This is a genomic window from Sutcliffiella tianshenii, assembly GCF_016908565.1.
Classification (GTDB): domain Bacteria; phylum Bacillota; class Bacilli; order Bacillales; family Bacillaceae_I; genus Sutcliffiella_A; species Sutcliffiella_A tianshenii.
The window spans coordinates 170,936-189,712 of record NZ_JAFBED010000002.1; the positions used below are offsets into that span (position 1 = coordinate 170,936).

At 42.6% G+C, this 18,777-nt stretch carries 17 protein-coding genes; all 17 read left to right on the forward strand.

Features of this window, described 5'->3' with window-relative positions:
* Positions 1-200: 200 nt before the first annotated feature.
* The 17 genes from yfmF (at position 201) to JOC95_RS04440 (ending at position 18,622) form a co-directional block, all read left to right on the forward strand.
* The gene (yfmF, locus tag JOC95_RS04360) at positions 201-1,478 is read left to right on the forward strand and encodes an EF-P 5-aminopentanol modification-associated protein YfmF (RefSeq protein WP_204414675.1); all 1,278 of its coding nucleotides are present in this window, start codon (positions 201-203) and stop codon (positions 1,476-1,478) included.
* On the forward strand, positions 1,479-2,762 hold the full coding sequence (yfmH, locus tag JOC95_RS04365) for an EF-P 5-aminopentanol modification-associated protein YfmH (RefSeq protein WP_204413804.1): 1,284 nt from the start codon (positions 1,479-1,481) through the stop codon (positions 2,760-2,762).
* A gap of 81 nt (positions 2,763-2,843) precedes the next feature.
* On the forward strand, positions 2,844-3,560 hold the full coding sequence (gene ymfI, locus JOC95_RS04370; protein ID WP_204413806.1) for an elongation factor P 5-aminopentanone reductase: 717 nt from the start codon (positions 2,844-2,846) through the stop codon (positions 3,558-3,560).
* 68 nt (positions 3,561-3,628) lie between these two features.
* Positions 3,629-3,886: a DUF3243 domain-containing protein gene (locus JOC95_RS04375; RefSeq protein WP_204413808.1), complete on the forward strand. Its 258-nt coding sequence runs from the start codon at positions 3,629-3,631 to the stop codon at positions 3,884-3,886.
* A gap of 152 nt (positions 3,887-4,038) precedes the next feature.
* The gene (locus JOC95_RS04380) at positions 4,039-4,830 is read left to right on the forward strand and encodes a DUF3388 domain-containing protein (RefSeq protein ID WP_204413810.1); all 792 of its coding nucleotides are present in this window, start codon (positions 4,039-4,041) and stop codon (positions 4,828-4,830) included.
* 22 nt (positions 4,831-4,852) lie between these two features.
* Complete coding sequence (locus JOC95_RS04385; RefSeq protein ID WP_204413812.1) at positions 4,853-5,743, forward strand: RodZ domain-containing protein; 891 nt, start codon at positions 4,853-4,855, stop codon at positions 5,741-5,743.
* A 103-nt stretch (positions 5,744-5,846) separates the two neighbouring features.
* Positions 5,847-6,431: a CDP-diacylglycerol--glycerol-3-phosphate 3-phosphatidyltransferase gene (gene pgsA, locus JOC95_RS04390; protein ID WP_204413814.1), complete on the forward strand. Its 585-nt coding sequence runs from the start codon at positions 5,847-5,849 to the stop codon at positions 6,429-6,431.
* Positions 6,432-6,464: 33 nt separating this feature from the next.
* Complete coding sequence (locus JOC95_RS04395; protein ID WP_204413816.1) at positions 6,465-7,715, forward strand: competence/damage-inducible protein A; 1,251 nt, start codon at positions 6,465-6,467, stop codon at positions 7,713-7,715.
* Between the two features lie 242 nt (positions 7,716-7,957).
* Positions 7,958-8,998 (forward strand): recombinase RecA, encoded by a 1,041-nt coding sequence (gene recA, locus JOC95_RS04400; RefSeq protein ID WP_204413818.1) that lies wholly within the window; start codon positions 7,958-7,960, stop codon positions 8,996-8,998.
* 363 nt (positions 8,999-9,361) lie between these two features.
* Complete coding sequence (rny, locus tag JOC95_RS04405) at positions 9,362-10,921, forward strand: ribonuclease Y (protein ID WP_239582705.1); 1,560 nt, start codon at positions 9,362-9,364, stop codon at positions 10,919-10,921.
* A gap of 108 nt (positions 10,922-11,029) precedes the next feature.
* Positions 11,030-11,824 carry a TIGR00282 family metallophosphoesterase gene (locus JOC95_RS04410; RefSeq protein WP_204413820.1) on the forward strand — a complete coding sequence of 265 codons (795 nt, stop codon included), beginning with the start codon at positions 11,030-11,032 and terminating at the stop codon, positions 11,822-11,824.
* Between the two features lie 151 nt (positions 11,825-11,975).
* Positions 11,976-12,236, forward strand: a complete 261-nt coding sequence (spoVS, locus tag JOC95_RS04415) for a stage V sporulation protein SpoVS (protein ID WP_010193268.1) — start codon at positions 11,976-11,978, stop codon at positions 12,234-12,236.
* Between the two features lie 123 nt (positions 12,237-12,359).
* Positions 12,360-13,283: a dipeptidase gene (locus JOC95_RS04420; protein ID WP_204413821.1), complete on the forward strand. Its 924-nt coding sequence runs from the start codon at positions 12,360-12,362 to the stop codon at positions 13,281-13,283.
* 257 nt (positions 13,284-13,540) lie between these two features.
* Entirely contained in the window at positions 13,541-15,277 is a 1,737-nt protein-coding gene (locus JOC95_RS04425) for a 2-oxoacid:acceptor oxidoreductase subunit alpha (RefSeq protein ID WP_204413824.1), read from the forward strand.
* A 1-nt stretch (position 15,278) separates the two neighbouring features.
* A complete protein-coding gene (locus tag JOC95_RS04430) occupies positions 15,279-16,145 on the forward strand; it encodes a 2-oxoacid:ferredoxin oxidoreductase subunit beta (RefSeq protein WP_204413825.1) in 867 nt (288 codons plus the stop codon).
* 216 nt (positions 16,146-16,361) lie between these two features.
* Positions 16,362-17,402 carry an L-threonine 3-dehydrogenase gene (gene tdh, locus JOC95_RS04435; RefSeq protein WP_204413827.1) on the forward strand — a complete coding sequence of 347 codons (1,041 nt, stop codon included), beginning with the start codon at positions 16,362-16,364 and terminating at the stop codon, positions 17,400-17,402.
* 41 nt (positions 17,403-17,443) lie between these two features.
* Positions 17,444-18,622 carry a glycine C-acetyltransferase gene (locus JOC95_RS04440; RefSeq protein ID WP_204413828.1) on the forward strand — a complete coding sequence of 393 codons (1,179 nt, stop codon included), beginning with the start codon at positions 17,444-17,446 and terminating at the stop codon, positions 18,620-18,622.
* Positions 18,623-18,777: the final 155 nt, after the last annotated feature.

Consider the following 18,777-nt stretch of genomic DNA (forward strand, 5'->3'; position numbering starts at 1 on the left):
ATAAAACGATCCTAAAACTTGTAATACTTTCTAATAAACCTTTATATTGGAACTAAGACTATTTTTCATGAAATAATGAAAGAATAGTACTGACTTGTATGAAATAGTTATGAATACTATGTGAAAATTGAAAGCCTTACTGCAATATGTAAAGCAATGATGAACATAATTATACTTAATAAGGAGGAGATATCTTGAAGCTGATCGATGAACGAACATTTTCGCTCAATGGGGTGAAGGTTCATAATGTATCAACAGATAAATTTAAAACAAATACGCTGGTCCTTAAATTGATGGCACCACTTTCAGAGGAAGACGTCACCCTTAGAGCGCTGCTGCCCTATGTGCTGCAGAATGGCACTAAAACCCATCCCAAACCTTCACATTTCCGTGCACATCTTGATGAGCTTTACGGTGCGAGCCTGGCGGTTGATTTAAGCAAAAAAGGGGAATCGCATATCATCACTTTCCGCTTGGAAATCGCCAATGAAAAGTTCTTGAAGGATACAACTCCATTATTGGAAAGAGGCATACAGCTTCTAAGTGAAGTTCTCCTACAACCTGTCGTCGAAGGTGATTCCTTCATCCAGTCCACAGTGGAAAAAGAAAAGAGGGCATTAAAGCAAAGGATACAATCCGTCTATGACGATAAGATGAGATATGCTAGCCAAAGATTGATAGAAGAGATGTGCAGTGATGAGCCTTACCGCCTTCAAGCAAATGGCCAAAGCGAGCAGGTGGATGGGATAACTGCCCAATCCCTTTATGAGTATTACCGGCAAATGCTGAAAGAAGACGATATTCATCTTTATGTTGTCGGCGATATAGAAGAAGCGGAAGTAAAGGCTTATGTGGAGAATTATTTCAAGATGGAAGATCAAGGCGTAAAACCCTCGACTGCCATTTCAAGGAACCCCAAGACTCCTAAAGAGCCGAATGAAGTGGTGGAGCGTCAAGATGTGAAACAAGGGAAGCTCAATATGGGCTATCGGACGAATATCACATTCAATGATGATCTCTACTTTGCCCTGCAGGTTTTCAACGGAATATTCGGTGGATTTTCGCATTCCAAGCTGTTCATCAATGTACGGGAAAAAGAAAGCCTGGCATATTATGCTGCCTCAAGGGTGGAAAGTCATAAAGGGCTGCTCCTTGTGATGTCAGGGATCGATTTTTCCAATTATGAAAAAGCAGTCAACATCATCCATAAGCAAGTAGAGGCAATGAGGCAAGGTGAATATACAGATGCTGAAATCGCCCAGACTAAAGCTGTGATCAAAAATCAGGTGCTCGAGACAATTGATACTGCACGAGGGCTAATCGAGATACTTTATAATAATGAAGTGGCGGAAGCTGATAAACCGGTAGACCAATTCCTTGATGGCGTCGAAAAGGTCACAAAGGAAGAAATCCAACAGGTTGCAAAGAAGATCGAATTGGATACAATTTACTTTTTAACGGGAAAGGAGGCAGAATAAATGGAGAAAATAGAATTCAGCCAACTTGCAGAAACCCTTTATCATGAAACCTTGGATAATGGACTTCAAGTATATCTGTTGCCCAAAGACGGCTTTCATAAAACCTATGCCACATTTACAACCAAGTATGGATCGATCGATAATAAGTTTGTCCCGATTGATGGTGATGAGTATTTGCATGTACCTGATGGCATCGCTCACTTTTTGGAGCACAAGCTGTTCGAAAAAGAGGACGGAGACGTGTTCCAGGATTTCAGTAAGCAGGGTGCTTCGGCAAATGCCTTTACATCCTTTACAAGGACTGCCTATCTTTTCTCGAGTACTTCAAATGTCGAAAAAAATCTCGAAACGTTGATGGACTTTGTACAAAGCCCATACTTCACTGAAAAAACAGTGGAAAAGGAAAAAGGGATCATCGGTCAGGAAATCACCATGTACGAGGATAACGCAGACTGGCGTGCCTATTTCGGCTTGATTGAAAGCATGTTCCATCATCATCCAGTGAAGATAGACATCGCAGGGACAAAGGAATCCATCGCAAAAATCACGAAGGATCTACTTTATACATGCTATGAAACCTTCTACCATCCGAGCAATATGCTATTATTTGTTGTCGGTCCGATGGATACAGAAAAAATGATGAGTTTCATCAAAGAAAATCAGAGCAAGAAAACATTCAAGGAGCCGAAGGAAATTAAGAGGCATTTTGAAGAGGAGCCTACTACAGTATCTGAGCCGAAAAAAGTGCTGAAGATGAATGTGCATACCTCCAAAAGCTTGCTTGGAATCAAGGAATCCTCTCCAGACAAACAAGGGGTGGACCTTCTCAAGCATGAGTTATCGGTCAATGTGCTATTGGATCTTCTGTTTGGAAAAAGTTCCGATCACTACCAAGAACTTTATGACGACGGTCTTATCGATGAGACATTCGCCTACGACTATACAGGGGAAAAAGGATTTGGATTTGCCATGCTTGGCGGGGATACAGCCGAACCGGATAAGCTTGCTGAAAAATTGAAAGAGATACTCTTATCGCTTGACCCTGCAACCATTCAAGAGGATGAATTGGAGCGGATAAAAAAGAAGAAAATCGGTTCCTTCCTGCGGGCTTTGAATTCTCCTGAGTTCATTGCCAACCAATTTACAAGATATGCATTCAATAGCATGGATCTTTTCGAGGTAATACCTCAACTGGAAAAAATCACATTACAAGATCTCTCTGAAGTGGCGAAAGCACTTATCAAAGAAGAGGCTTTTACCGTTTGTCAGATAGTACCGAAGTAAATCCGGTCGACTCAACTGTACAAGTGCAGCTGAGTCGGCTTGTTTCTATTTATCGAATTTCAAATGATGTAGGTGAATCTATTGCAAAAAAGAGCGTTGATCATTGGAGCAAGCGGGGATATAGGAAGGGCAATTTCAGAGAAACTGTTGGAAGAAGGGTATTTTACCTATCTTCATTATAACCGCGATCGTCAAGCAGTCGAAGACATGGTAAGTAGATATGGGACCGATAGGGTAAGACCCATACAAGCCGATCTTGCAAGTTCCAATGGGGCATTACAATTAAAAAGTGGCATAGCCGAAAAACTGGATTGCATCATTTATAATGCAGGTTCAGCCTTTTACGGACTAATGACAGATATTGATGAAGAAACAAAAATGAATATGATACAGCTTAACATAACATCATTATATTCAACCGTACAATTATTTCTACCGGAAATGATCAGCAGGAAGTCAGGGAATATTGTCGTCATTTCTTCCATCTGGGGAGAAATCGGAGCTTCATGCGAAGTGCTGTATTCTATGACCAAGGGTGCGCAAAATTCCTTTGTCATGGCGTTGGCCAAAGAAGTGGGTCTATGCGGGATCAGGGTGAATGCCATTGCCCCAGGTGCAGTAAAGACTAAGATGCTTCAACATTTTTCAGAGGAAGAATTAGATGATTTGGCAGGGGAAATCCCAATCGGCAGACTGGCCGACCCTTATGAGGTAGCTGAATCTGTTTCTTTCCTCGTTTCAGATAGAGCTTCTTACATAACCGGACAGATTTTAGGAGTCAATGGTGGTTGGAATTAAGATTGTGCATATTTTTTCTCCAGCAAGACATACTAACTCTTGAACATATGCGGAAGGAGGAATTAGATATGTCTGTGTTGGATAATTGGGATCAGTGGAAAGGTTTTTTAGGTGACCGTTTGAATCATGCAGAGCACGAAGGGATGGATCAATCCGCCATTTCTCAACTTGCGTATGAAATCGGGGATTACCTTGCTCAGGAAGTAGAAGCAAAAAATCCTCAGGAACGCGTTTTGGCAGACCTTTGGAAAGTGGCAAGCCCGGAAGAGCAGCATGCTATTGCCAACATGATGGTAAAGCTTGTACAAAATGATGGATCACACTAAGAGAGGCTAAATCCTCTCTTTTTTTTTGCCGAAAAAGCCTCAAAGATTCAAATTTTTCTCATTATACAGGAATTACTTTCTAATTTTCTTATTATTAGCTATTATAGAAGTACAAAGTTGAACGAAACGTTTTGATGGACGGGAGTGGTTTGATGGAGAAAAAAGAGTGGTATTTAGAATATCAGATACATATTAACAGGCCGGGTCTTCTTGGGGATATTGCGTCGTTGCTCGGAATGCTCTCCATTAATATTGTGACGATAAATGGAGTAGATGATTCGAGACGTGGAATGCTTCTGTTGAGTGATACAAATGAGCAAATAGTCCGTCTTGAATCTATCCTGAATACAATGGATAATATAACAGTAACAAAGCTTCGGGAGCCAAAACTTCGTGATCGTCTGGCTGTAAGACATGGAAGATACATACAACGAGATGCAGACGACAAAAAAACTTTCCGTTTTGTCAGGGAAGACTTAGGCTTACTAGTTGACTTTTTAGCAGAGTTGTTCAAGCAGGAGGGGCATAAACTGATTGGAATCAGGGGGATGCCGAGGGTAGGTAAGACTGAATCCATCGTCGCCTCAAGCGTTTGTGCGAATAAACGGTGGTTATTTGTGTCGAGTACCCTGCTAAAACAAACGATTCGCAGTCAGTTGATTGAAGATGAGTATAGTGAGGACAACCTCTTTATTATTGATGGGATCGTTTCGACGAAAAGAGCAAACGAAAAGCATTGGCAGCTGATCCGTGAAATCATGAGATTATCAGCTGTGAAAGTGGTTGAACATCCAGATGTTTTCGTGCAAAATACAGAATATAAACTTGATGATTTTGACTATATTATTGAATTGAGAAACAACGAGGATGAAGAGATAACGTACGAAGTTGTACAATCCAGTAATATGTTCGAAGATAATCCTTTTGGAGGCTTTGATTTTTAAAAATGTTGGAAGGTGTTAGGTAGTGACAGAACTCGGAAACAGACTGAAGCAGGAACGTGAAGCAAAAAAAATGTCCCTTGAGGATCTACAAACGACTACAAAGATACAAAAGAGATACTTAATCGGCGTGGAAGAAGGCAACTATTCCATCATGCCGGGACAATTTTACGCCCGTGCATTCATCAAACAATATGCAGAGGCGGTCGGACTCGATCCCGAAGAAATATTTGAAGAATACAAAAATGATATACCTGTAAATGAAAAAGAGGACATTCCGCAGCTTTCACGTGTCAAAACGAGAAAACAAGTGCCTGCAAAAAGCACCAAGTCATGGAAGTTCCTCCCGATTCTATTTACAATTTTAGCGATTGTTGCGATATGCGCCATTGTTTATACAGTCGTCATCAGCCTTTCAGGTGGAGACGGCAATGAAGCAAATCAAGCAGCACAGGATACGCAGCCCGCTGAAATAGATTCCCCAAATCAAGCTGCCCAGCCTGAAGAGGAGGAAAAGGCTCCCGCTGAAGAAGAGAAGGCTCCTGAAGAAGAGAAGCCTGCAGAAGAGGAAGCTCCAGCTGCAGGTACATTGAAAGAGCTTGAAAAGAGCGGCTCCAATGCAACATTGGAATTGAGTGGTACGGATAAATTCGTAGTGGAACTTTCCTCACCAGGTGAAACATGGATTGAAATCGATAATGATAAAGGTAAGAACTTTCATTATGGTTTGGTGAAAAAAGGCGAAGAGGTCAAACAAATTGACTTGTCCCAGGAAGCTGAAGTCAGCTTTAAAGTCGGAAGAACCTTCGAAACCGATTTGAAGATAAATGGAGAGCCTTTTAAGTTCCCATTTCCGACAAATGAGAAAACCACTCAGACATTCACTATTAAATTTGTAAAGAATGGAGAACAATAAAGTCATCGGAATGATGGCTTTTTTTGTACACAATATCCCCATATGATTAGACAAACAATCCATATTTATGTATATTGGAAAAGCAATATTGAATGTTGGAGGAATGAATGTGAACTTACCAAATAAAATTACCGTTTCAAGGATTGTGTTAATTCCAGTGTTCATGGTATTGATGCTTGCACCTTTAGATTTAGGAGAACTGGCAATCGGCCAAGAAACCATTCCTTATGCACATCTATTCGGCGCCATTATATTTATCATAGCCTCGGTCACGGATTGGGTGGATGGTTATTATGCGAGGAAGCTTAACCTAGTGACCAATCTAGGGAAGTTCCTTGATCCCTTGGCAGATAAGCTTTTAGTTTCCGCAGCATTGATCGCCCTGGTGGAACTGCAGATGGCTCCTGCCTGGATCGTCATCCTTATCATCAGCAGGGAGTTTGCAGTAACAGGACTCCGCCTTGTGTTAGCAGGCGAAGGGGAGGTCGTTGCGGCAAACATGTTGGGGAAGATCAAAACCTGGGCACAGATCATTGCAGTTTCTGCATTATTATTACATAACATCCCATTTGAAATGATTTCCGTACCATTTGATACGATAGCGCTTTGGGTCGCGCTTATTTTCACCCTGGTTTCGGGGTGGGATTATTTCTACAAAAATAAAGATGCCATCCTTCGGTCTAAATAAAAGTTTCAGCTCAAGGTAAAGGGAGGGAATTATATGTTTAGGAGCGCAGAAATAATTGCTGTAGGTTCTGAGTTGCTGCTTGGACAGATTTGCAATACGAACGCTCAATTTCTATCCAAGCAGTTGGCGGAACTTGGGATCAATGTTTATTTTCATACAGTGGTCGGGGACAATCCCGATCGGCTGGCTACAGCCATACATACCGCAAAAAAGCGGGCCGACCTTCTGATTTTTACAGGAGGACTGGGACCGACAAAAGATGACCTGACAAAGGAAACGATATCAAAGGTACTGCAAAAGAATCTTGTAATGGATCATGAGGCATTGAGTAATATTGAAGCCTATTACCAAAATACAAATAGGATGATGAGTGAAAACAATAAAAAGCAGGCCATCGTCTTGGAGGGTTCCACTGTTTTACCGAACGATTATGGAATGGCTCCGGGAATGGCACTTGCGGGCAGGGATCATACGTATATACTGCTTCCCGGCCCTCCTAAAGAGCTTCAGCCAATGTTTTTGAATTATGGCCGGGAATATATCCTGTCCAAGCTTGGCGTGAAGGAACAGATAGTTTCAAAGGTTCTGCGCTTTTTTGGTATAGGTGAATCACAGCTGGAAACAGACATTGACGATCTGATAGAGCAACAGGCAAATCCAACGATTGCACCATTGGCGGGTGACCATGAAGTAACTTTGCGTTTGACTGCGAAGCACCATTCGGAGGTAGAAGCGAATAGGCTGATCAATGAAACGGAAAAGCTCATTCAATCCAGGGTCGGCGAGCACTTTTATGGTTACGATGAAGATACCATCTTTTCCGTACTTTTCGAGAAGATACAACATTCCCGCTATACGCTCAGCAGTGCCGAGAGTCTGACGGGAGGACTGTTCTCTGAAAAGATGACTGCCTTTACCGGGGCCTCCGAGGTGATAGAGGGTGGAGTCGTCTGCTACACTAACGAGATCAAACAGAATGTATTGGGTGTATCCGCTCAAACATTGGAGGATCATGGTGCTGTAAGTGAAGAGTGTGCAGCCGAAATGGCAGGACGCGTCAAAGAGCTTTTCAATACGGACATAGGAATCAGCTTCACGGGAGTTGCCGGTCCCGGTGTGATGGATGGGAAACCGGTAGGGACAGTCTTCATAGGATTGGCCCTGCCAAATGGCAAAACCGTCGTCCACCCTATCAGATTGGCCGGCGGCCGGGATTCCATCAGGCAACGAACAGTAAAATACGGATGTCATTTCCTTTTAAAGGAGCTATACAAAAGCAGCTGAGACCCTCAGCTGCTTTTATTATGATGAGTGAATGAAAACCTAAAAAAGTTTTTTGATTGACTTTACCCTCATAAAAGCCAATATTCGCTAAAAGGAAAATGTCTTTTTCATTCTGTTTTCGGATTCAAAAAAACCGAATGGATGTTCGTTTTTTAGTTGCCAAACATCTTAAAAAGAGGTATAGTTAGAGTAGTTAATAGATAATGATTATTTAGTTTCATAGATATAAAGGAGGAAATTGAGTGAGTGATCGTAAAGCGGCTTTAGATATGGCATTAAAACAAATAGAAAAACAATTCGGTAAAGGTTCCATCATGAAGTTGGGGGAACAGGCGGAGCGTAAAATCTCTACCATGCCAAGTGGTTCCCTGGCGTTGGATGTAGCATTGGGTGCCGGCGGATATCCCCGAGGAAGAGTAGTTGAAATATATGGACCTGAATCTTCCGGTAAAACTACAGTTGCCCTTCATGCAATCGCCGAAGTGCAACAACAAGGTGGACAAGCGGCATTTATCGATGCCGAGCATGCACTTGATCCGGTATATGCGCAAAAATTGGGTGTAAATATAGATGAATTGCTTCTATCCCAGCCAGATACTGGGGAGCAGGCACTTGAAATAGCAGAGGCACTTGTAAGAAGTGGTGCTGTCGATATCATCGTAGTCGACTCTGTTGCTGCACTTGTACCAAAAGCGGAAATTGAAGGGGAGATGGGTGACTCCCACGTGGGTCTTCAAGCGCGTCTTATGTCCCAGGCACTTCGTAAGCTTTCAGGTGCAATCAATAAATCCAAGACTATCGCGATCTTCATCAACCAGATCCGTGAAAAAGTAGGTGTCATGTTCGGTAACCCTGAGACCACACCAGGTGGACGCGCACTTAAATTCTATTCTTCCGTACGCCTAGAGGTTCGTCGTGCTGAGCAATTGAAGCAAGGTCATGACATTGTGGGAAATAAAACGAAGATAAAAGTGGTGAAAAATAAAATAGCTCCTCCATTTAAGGTTGCAGAAGTGGATATCATGTATGGAGAAGGAATCTCCAGGGAGGGAGAGGTCATTGATATGGGCTCTGACCTGGATATCGTACAAAAGAGCGGTTCCTGGTACTCCTATAATGAGGAAAGATTGGGACAAGGCCGTGAGAATGCCAAGCAGTTCCTGAAGGAGAACAAGGAAGTCCGACAGGAAATTTATCAACTGATCCGTGATCACCATGGTCTGGATAAAGATATTACCGCTCCTCCTGAGGAAGAAGACCAAGAGGAACTACTGGATTTTTAATACCGATTAAATAAAGTGCTTGTATCGATTTTTCTGGCACAGTACCAGTCTGCATGGTGGTACTGTGCCAAGAAAAGTCGGTCAGGCACTTTTTTTGAAGGTTGGAAACCATTCCTTTTGCCCTATTTTCATACTGAAAATAGGATTAGTTTACCAAAAAGGTTAAATGCTTGATAGGACAGGCTTGACAATAAATTTTCACAGATTTACAATTAGTATGTATAATTTACATTTTGTTAGAATTTTAGAGCTATAAAAAAGCTAAAAAGCCTTTGAGCTGTATGTTGACACACATTGTAACAATGTACATGCCGACAATGAAATCTAGCAAGAAAAAAGTTCATAGCAAGAGGAGGTGTAATAATGGAAACTGTAACAATCATCTCCGCTTTGCTTGCCTTATTCGTCGGTGTAGTTGTTGGCTTTTATGTTCGTAAATCTATTGCTGAGCAAAAGATTTTAGGCGCTAAGAGTGCAGCTGAACAAATTGTGGAAGAATCGAAACGTGAAGCTGAATCACTTAAGAAAGAAGCACTATTAGAAGCTAAGGACGAAATTCACAAACTTCGCACAGAAGCTGAACGTGAAATTCGTGACCGTAGAAACGAACTGCAAAAACAAGAAAATCGTTTAATGCAAAAAGAAGAGAATCTAGATCGAAAAGATGAATCGCTTGATAAACGTGAAGTAGCTTTGGAAAGGCGTGAAGATTCTTTAAACGATAGACAACAGCATATTGAAGAATTAGAGAGCAAAGTGGATCAATTAGTGCGTAAACAGCAGGAAGAGCTAGAACGCATTTCGGCTTTGACACGAGATGAGGCGAAAAATATCATCATTGACCGTGTTGAAAACGAATTATCCCATGATATTGCCCTGATGGTGAAGGAAAGCGAAAACAGGGCTAAAGAAGATGCGGATAAGAAAGCGAGAGAGATTCTTTCTTTAGCTGTTCAACGTTGTGCGGCGGACCATGTTGCAGAAACGACAGTATCCGTTGTTAACTTACCTAATGATGAGATGAAAGGCCGAATCATTGGACGTGAAGGACGTAACATCCGTACTCTTGAAACATTGACTGGTATCGACTTGATTATCGATGATACTCCAGAAGCAGTAATACTATCTGGTTTTGATCCGATTCGTCGTGAAACAGCACGTATTGCCCTTGATAAGCTGGTTCAGGATGGACGTATCCACCCTGCACGCATCGAGGAAATGGTTGAAAAATCAAGACGTGAAGTGGACGAATACATCCGTGAAATGGGTGAACAGACTACATTTGAAGTCGGTGTTCATGGATTACATCCTGATTTGATTAAAATCTTGGGTCGTTTGAAATTCCGTACAAGTTATGGACAGAACGTTCTGAAGCATTCGATGGAAGTGGCATTCTTATCCGGATTGATGGCAGCTGAGCTTGGCGAGGATGAAACATTGGCTCGCCGTGCAGGATTGCTTCACGATATCGGTAAAGCGGTAGACCATGAAGTCGAAGGCAGTCACGTGGAAATCGGCGTAGAATTAGCTACGAAGTATAAGGAGCATCCAGTTGTAATCAACAGTATTGCTTCCCACCACGGAGATACGGAACCTACTTCCATCATTGCGGTACTTGTGGCAGCAGCAGATGCATTATCAGCTGCAAGACCTGGTGCACGCAGTGAAACACTTGAAAACTATATCCGTCGACTAGAGAAGCTGGAAGAGATTTCAGAATCCTACGAAGGAGTAGAGAAATCCTTTGCTATTCAAGCAGGTCGTGAAGTGCGTATCATGGTAAAACCAGATACAATCGATGATCTGGAAGCACATCGTCTAGCAAGAGATATCAGAAAGCGCATCGAGGAAGAACTGGATTATCCAGGACATATCAAGGTAACGGTGATTCGTGAAACAAGAGCCGTGGAATACGCAAAATAAAGTGGTGCTCGCACCACTTTTTTTGTTTGCCATTAAACCGGTTTGCCTATAAACGAAAGGTATGGGAAACTAGTATTAACCAGATGTACAGAAGGGAATCGATTAATTTTGAGAATATTATTTGTTGGAGACGTTGTTGGCTCTCCTGGTAGGGATATGGTAAAAGAATATCTGCCAAAATTAAAAAGTAAATTCCAACCGGCTGTCACCATTGTCAATGGGGAAAATGCGGCAGGGGGAAAAGGGATCACTGAGAAAATATATCAAGGATTTCTCGCGGCTGGAGCGAATCTTGTGACATTAGGAAATCATACATGGGATAACCGTGAAATCTTTGAGTTTATCGATCGTGCAAAATACATGATACGTCCAGCCAATTTTCCAAGTGAAACACCTGGGAAGGGCATCGCTTACATCCCCTTTCATGGAAAGGAGCTTGCAGTGATCAATTTGCAGGGAAGAACGTTCTTGCCCCCAATCGATTGTCCTTTCAAGAAAGCGGATGAGTTAGTGGAGGAAGCGAGAAAGCGTACGCCCTTTATTTTTGTTGATTTTCACGCGGAAGCGACAAGTGAAAAACAGGCAATTGCATGGTATCTGGATGGGCGAGTCACGGGAGTCGTCGGGACCCATACCCATGTTCAGACAAACGACTATCGGGTGTTGCCTGAAGGAACTGCATATATAACTGATGTTGGGATGACAGGACCTTATGACGGTATATTAGGGGTAGAGAGGGATGCGGTATTAAAGAGGTTTATGACGTCCCTTCCTGTCCGCTTTGAGGTGACAGGAGGTAGAACCCAGCTTAATGCAGTCATACTCGATGTGGATATGAAAACAGGGAAGGCAAAATCCATCAAACCATTGATCATAAACGAAGACCATCCGTTTTTTGATTGACATATAAACTTTTTGGATATGAAGGCCTCAAATGTAATACAAGCTGGAATACATCTCGCTTCTCCTGAATATAGTAGGAATGAAATTATTATCAATTCATTCATCTATGGATCTTTCACCATATACTGTAAATGTTAAGGAGGAGCTAGAAATGGAGATATTAAAGGTTTCAGCCAAGTCAAACCCAAATTCGGTAGCAGGGGCTTTAGCAGGGGTTTTAAGAGAACGTGGGGGGGCGGAAATACAAGCCATCGGAGCTGGGGCGCTGAATCAAGCGGTGAAGGCTGTAGCAATTGCCAGGGGATTTGTCGCACCAAGCGGAGTGGATTTGATTTGTATTCCTGCCTTTACCGACATATTAATTGACGGTGAGGAACGAACTGCAATAAAATTGATTGTAGAGCCTAGATGAAAAAGAAAGAATAAAATAAATTGAAGCCTGATTGCCATCTAGATGCAACAGGTTTTTTTTATTACAAGGCTGTTTTCTATCATACTTAAGAAAATAAAAAACAATGCAAAGGTGGGGAATTCCATGCGCATTTTCGATGCTCATTGTGATACCGTGTTCAGGATGTGGGAAGAGCCGCATCTATCCTTCAAAGATAGTCCAGAACTTCATGTGACATGGGATGGTTTGAAAAAGACGGGTGCCAGGGTCCAGTGCTTCGCCATCTATATTCCGGAAAAGGTAAGAGAAGAGTCCAGGTTTGATGTAGCTTTGGAAATGATTGATATCTTCTATAGAAAAGTCCTGCAAAGATTCCCGAAAATGAAGCTTGTAACATCCAAAAGGGAAATGATGCAATTAAAGGATGATGAGGTAGGGGCCATCCTCACTTTGGAGGGCTGTGATGCGATCGGAAAAAGTTTGGAGCGATTAAGGACATTATTCAGACTTGGCGTTTCTTCTGTCGGATTGACATGGAATTATGCAAATGCTGTTGCTGACGGAATCCTTGAAGATAGAGGGGCTGGATTGTCGTCGTTTGGTAAAGAAGTAGTGAAGGAGAACAATGACCATTTTATCTGGACGGATGTTTCCCATCTATCTGAAAGGGGATTTTGGGAAGTGCTCGAACTAGGCCAATATGTAATCGCCTCGCATTCCAATTGTAAAACCATTTGCCCAAACCCGAGAAATTTGACCGATGAGCAAATAATGGCACTGATTGAAAAAGATGCTGCCATTGGGGTGACTTTTGTCCCGCAGTTCCTCTCAGACAATCATGAGAGTTACATTGATGACGTGCTTCGTCATATAGAGCATATTTGTGCACTCGGGGGAATCAATCATATCGGAGTTGGATCTGACTTTGATGGAATAACAAAAACAGTCAATGGATTATCGAGATACGAGGATTATTCAAGTCTCGTTAATACATTAACAAAATATTATTCTAAAACAGAGGTTGAAGGCTTTCTTTATGGGAATTTCTTTAAAAGATTCCCTAAATAATCGGTATAAAGCATGCGTGTATGCGTTTTCATATTTTACTAATAAAATTTTCAAATTTTTTGAAAGAAATTGAATCAAACGCTTGTATTTTTAAAAAAATAGGTCTACAATGAAAGCGTTTAGTACATATTTTACCTGATTTTATAGTAGTTTCTATTCCATACTTACCATTCGATAACATATTGCAATCGGAATAGTGGTACAATTGAATTCTGATAAATTCTGACAATGAAGGTAATTAAAGGGGTGTAAGGCACATGATCAATCAACTTTCATGGAAAGTTGGAGGGCAACAAGGGGAAGGTATCGAAAGTACTGGTGAAATTTTCTCCATCGCATTAAATCGTTTAGGATATTACTTATATGGCTATCGCCATTTCTCTTCCCGTATTAAAGGTGGACATACTAACAACAAAATCCGTGTTAGTACGACACAGGTTCGTTCCATTTCAGATGATCTTGATATATTAGTAGCATTCGACCAGGAAACAATCGACGTGAACTATCATGAATTACGCCAAGGCGGAGTGGTTATCGCCGATGCGAAATTTAAGCCAAGCATTCCTGAGGATGGAAAAGCTACGCTTTACGCTGTCCCATTCACAGAAATCGCGACAGAGCTTGGTACTTCTTTAATGAAAAACATGGTGGCGGTCGGTGCGTCCAGTGCCATCCTTGACTTGGATGCAGAATCTTTCCGTGAAGTGGTACAGGAGATCTTCGGAAGAAAAGGCGAATCCATTGTGGAAAAGAATATGGATGCCATTCGTGCCGGTGTAGCATTTGTGAAGGAACAAGCAGAAAATGTACAGACGATGCAGTTGGAAAAAGCAGATGGCAAAAAGCGTCTGTTCATGATCGGAAATGATGCCATCGCAATGGGCGCTGTGGCAGCGGGCTCACGTTTCATGCCTGCGTACCCGATTACTCCTGCATCAGAAATTATGGAATACCTGATTAAAAAGCTTCCGAAATTCGGTGGAACGGTCATACAGACTGAAGACGAAATTGCGGCATGTACTATGGCAATCGGTGCAAACTATGCTGGTGTCCGTACGCTGACAGCCTCTGCAGGTCCCGGTCTGTCCCTGATGATGGAAGCGATCGGCCTATCCGGTATGACGGAAACTCCGCTAGTTGTCGTTGACACGCAGCGTGGAGGTCCAAGTACTGGCCTTCCGACAAAAATAGAACAATCCGACCTTATGGCCATGATCTATGGTACACATGGTGAAATCCCTAAGGTTGTCATGGCACCAAGTACGGTGCAGGAAGCATTCTACGATACAGTGGAAGCTTTCAATATAGCCGAAGAATACCAAGTGCCTGTCATCCTTTTGACTGACCTGCAATTATCCTTGGGCAAACAGTCTGTTGAGCCTCTATCGTTTGATAAAGTTGAAATCCGTCGCGGTAAGCTGGATATCAATGCAAAAATCCCTGATTCGGATGATAAGAGCTACTTCAAGCGTTATGAAGTTACAGAAGACGGGGTGTCCCCGCGTGTGATCCCTGGCATGAAGAACGGTATCCACCATGTTACTGGTGTGGAACACGAAGAAACAGGAAAACCTTCCGAAGTTGCGGCAAACCGTCAAGCTCAGATGGACAAGCGTCTTCGTAAATTGAATAACTTAAAATTCAATAACCCAGTTCATGTTAATGCGAAACATGAGGAGCCAGACGTATTGCTTGTTGGATTCAACTCTACAAGAGGGACGATCGAGGAAGCAATGGAACGTCTTGAATCAGATGGGATCAAAGCGAATCACGCTCAAATCCGCCTGATTCATCCATTCCCTACTGAGGAAGTATTACCTTTGGTTAAAGCGGCGAAAAAAGTGATCGTTGTGGAATACAATGCTACAGGACAATTGGCTAGCATCCTGAAGATGAATGTTGGACATGCCGGAAAAATCCGTAGCCTCTTGAAGTATGATGGAGATCCATTCCTACCGAAAGAAATCCACACAAAATGCAAGGAGCTGTTATAAGATGGCAACGTTTAAAGACTTTCGTAATAATGTAAAACCAAACTGGTGTCCGGGCTGTGGGGATTTCTCCGTACAGGCTGCCATCCAGCGTGCTGCCGCAAATGTTGGACTTGAGCCAGAGAATCTTGCTGTAATCTCGGGTATCGGCTGTTCCGGGCGTATTTCCGGATACATCAATTCCTATGGTTTTCACGGAATTCATGGCCGTTCCCTGCCGATTGCACAAGGTGTTAAAATGGCCAACAAAGATCTAACAGTTATCGCATCTGGTGGAGATGGAGACGGATTTGCCATCGGACTTGGTCATACTATCCATGCTATTCGCCGTAATATCGATGTTACTTACATAGTAATGGACAACCAGATTTACGGATTAACAAAAGGTCAAACATCCCCTCGTAGTGAAGTTGGTTTCAAAACGAAATCCACACCACAAGGATCTATTGAGTCTTCTTTATCTGTAATGGAAATGGCCTTGACCGCCGGTGCAACTTTTGTAGCACAAAGTTTCTCAACAGATCTGAAGGATCTCACTTCTTTGATCGAGCAGGGTATCAATCATAAAGGATTCTCCCTGATCAACGTATTCAGTCCATGTGTTACTTATAACAAGGTCAACACATATGATTGGTTCAAAGAGAATCTGACTAAATTAAGTGATATCGAAGGCTATGATGCTCATAGTAAAGTTACTGCCATGCAAACACTTATGGAGCACAATGGTCTGGTTACAGGTCTTATCTACCAGAACAAAGAGCAAAAATCCTATCAGGAATTAGTGCATAACTACAGTGAAGAGCCATTGGCAAAAGCCGATTTTCAATTGGATGAAGCACAATTCAACGAGCTGGTAAAAGAATTTATGTAATACAATCAAAAGGGCTTGGACAATTGTCCAGGCCTTTTTTTGATCCGAGCAAATGAAAGCGCTTAACTAAAATCAGAAAAAATTTTCACGATTTTTCCCATCGTAATCACTTGTACATATCCAGTGGACACTCCTGTTTACTCGCCTCTTCATAGATGATACACTGTTTAGTAGAAATAAAGAAAAATAGTCTTATTTATTGAGGGAGTGTTCTCTGTGAATGGAAAAATGAAAGCAATCGTGAAGCATCATCGTGGATATGGTGCCGAACTTCAAATGGTTGATATACCACAAATCAAAGAAGATGAAGTACTGATAAAAGTAAAAGCGACATCTATCTGCGGGACAGATGTTCATATATACACATGGGATGAATGGTCCGAGAGCAGGGTGAATCCCCCTTACGTATTCGGTCATGAATTCGCGGGTGAAATCGTAGAAGTCGGAAGTAAGGTATCCAACGTGGCAATGGGTGACCAGGTTTCTGCAGAAACACATATTGTTTGTTATGAGTGTCCACAATGTTTAACAGGTGACTACCACATTTGTAAAAACACTAAAATCATCGGGGTGGATACACATGGCTGTTTTGCTGAGTATGTAGCACTTCCAGCCGTTAATGTATGGAAAAACCCAAAAGACATGCCATATGATGTTGCCTCTGTACAGGAGCCGATGGGGAACGCTGTGCACACTGTACTTGCCGGTGATGTTGCAGGGAAAACTGTAGCAGTAATCGGATGTGGCCCGATCGGGATAATGGCAGTGGGAGTAGCAAAAGCTGCAGGTGCTTCTCAGGTCATCGCAGTAGACTTGAACGAATACCGTCTCGATCTTGCAACTAAAATGGGTGCAACAACAGTCATCAATGCAAAAGAAAATAACCCGGTAGATCTTGTAATGGAGTTGACTGACGGGAATGGTGTGGATGTAATCTGTGAAATGTCCGGTCATCCGATCGCTATGAACCAAGGCTTCAAAATGGTGACAAACGGCGGCCGAGTTTCGATTCTGAGCCTGCCTGTGCGACCGGTCGAGCTTGACATCACCAATGATATCGTATTTAAAGGTGTGACTGTTCAAGGGATCACGGGACGTAAAATGTATACAACATGGCAACAGGTATCAAGACTGCTTAAATCCGGTCAAGTCGATGTAAAACCGATGATTACACACCATTTCCCACTCGAGGACTTTGAAAAAGGGTTTGATTTAATGATTTCAGGTCAATGTGGTAAAGTAGTGTTACAGCCTTAATTCTAATGACTAATGAACATTTATTTTCAGGAGGGGTTTTAATGAAAGGGTTTGAATACCTGCAGGAAGAATTAGACCAAATGAAGGAACAGGGTACATTTAGAAAGCTGGTTCCTCTAGAATCCGATCAAGGATCCAAAGTGGTGATCAATGGGAAGGAAGTCATTCAACTATCTTCCAACAACTACTTGGGGCTTACCTCTCATCCACGCCTTAGAAAAGCAGCGCTCGAAGCGGTTGAAAAGTATGGTGCAGGGACAGGTTCCGTACGTACCATCGCAGGTACTTTCACCATGCATGAAGAGCTTGAAGAAAAACTGGCAAAGTTCAAGCACACTGAAGCTGCGCTTGTATTCCAATCAGGTTTTACCACCAATCAGGGTGTATTATCCGCTATTCTGTCACCAGAGGATGTTGTTATCTCAGATGCGCTGAACCATGCATCCATTATTGACGGCATTCGCCTGACAAAGGCAGCACGTAAAGTATACAAGCATGTAGATATGGAAGATCTAGAGCGTGCGCTTAAAGAATCTGGGGACTACCGTAAACGCCTGATCGTAACTGACGGTGTATTCTCGATGGACGGAAATATCGCTCCGCTTGACAAGATAGTCGAACTAGCCGAGAAATATGATGCACTTGTCATGGTCGATGATGCCCATGCATCTGGTGTTCTCGGGGAAAATGGCCGCGGTACAGTGAACCATTTCGGTTTGGACGGAAGAGTCCATATCCAGGTCGGAACACTGAGTAAGGCTGTTGGGGTACTTGGGGGATATGTAGCAAGTACGCGTTCTTTAATTGACTATCTGATTCACAAAGGCAGACCATTCCTATTCAGTACCTCTCATCCCCCTGCAGTTACGGCAGCATGTGATGAGGCGATCCAGGTACTACTTGAAGAACCAGAACTGATTGAAAAGTTGTGGGATAATGCGAAATTCTTCAAGGATGGACTTGTAAAACTTGGATTCGATACAGGAAACAGTCAAACTCCTGTGACTCCGGTAATTGTGGGAGAGGAATCATTATGCCATAAATTCTCTGATAAATTATTGGAATATGGTGTATTCGCACAAGGGATTGCTTTCCCTACAGTGGCGAAGGGGATTGCACGTGTACGTACAATCGTTACCGCACAGCACTCAAAAGAAGAACTTCAAGAGGCTCTGGATATCTTTGAAAAAGCCGGCAAAGAGCTAGGGATTATTTCATAACCTTTATTGGTGTCAATTTTATCCGGATAGAATCTAGCTGTTGATTGGAGCAATAGGCGAAGACTCCTGCGGGAGGAAGCGGTAGGCTGGAGACCCCACAGGGCAAAGCCCGAGGAGGCTCCAGCACCGCCCGCGGAAAGCGCAGCCTAGTGCGG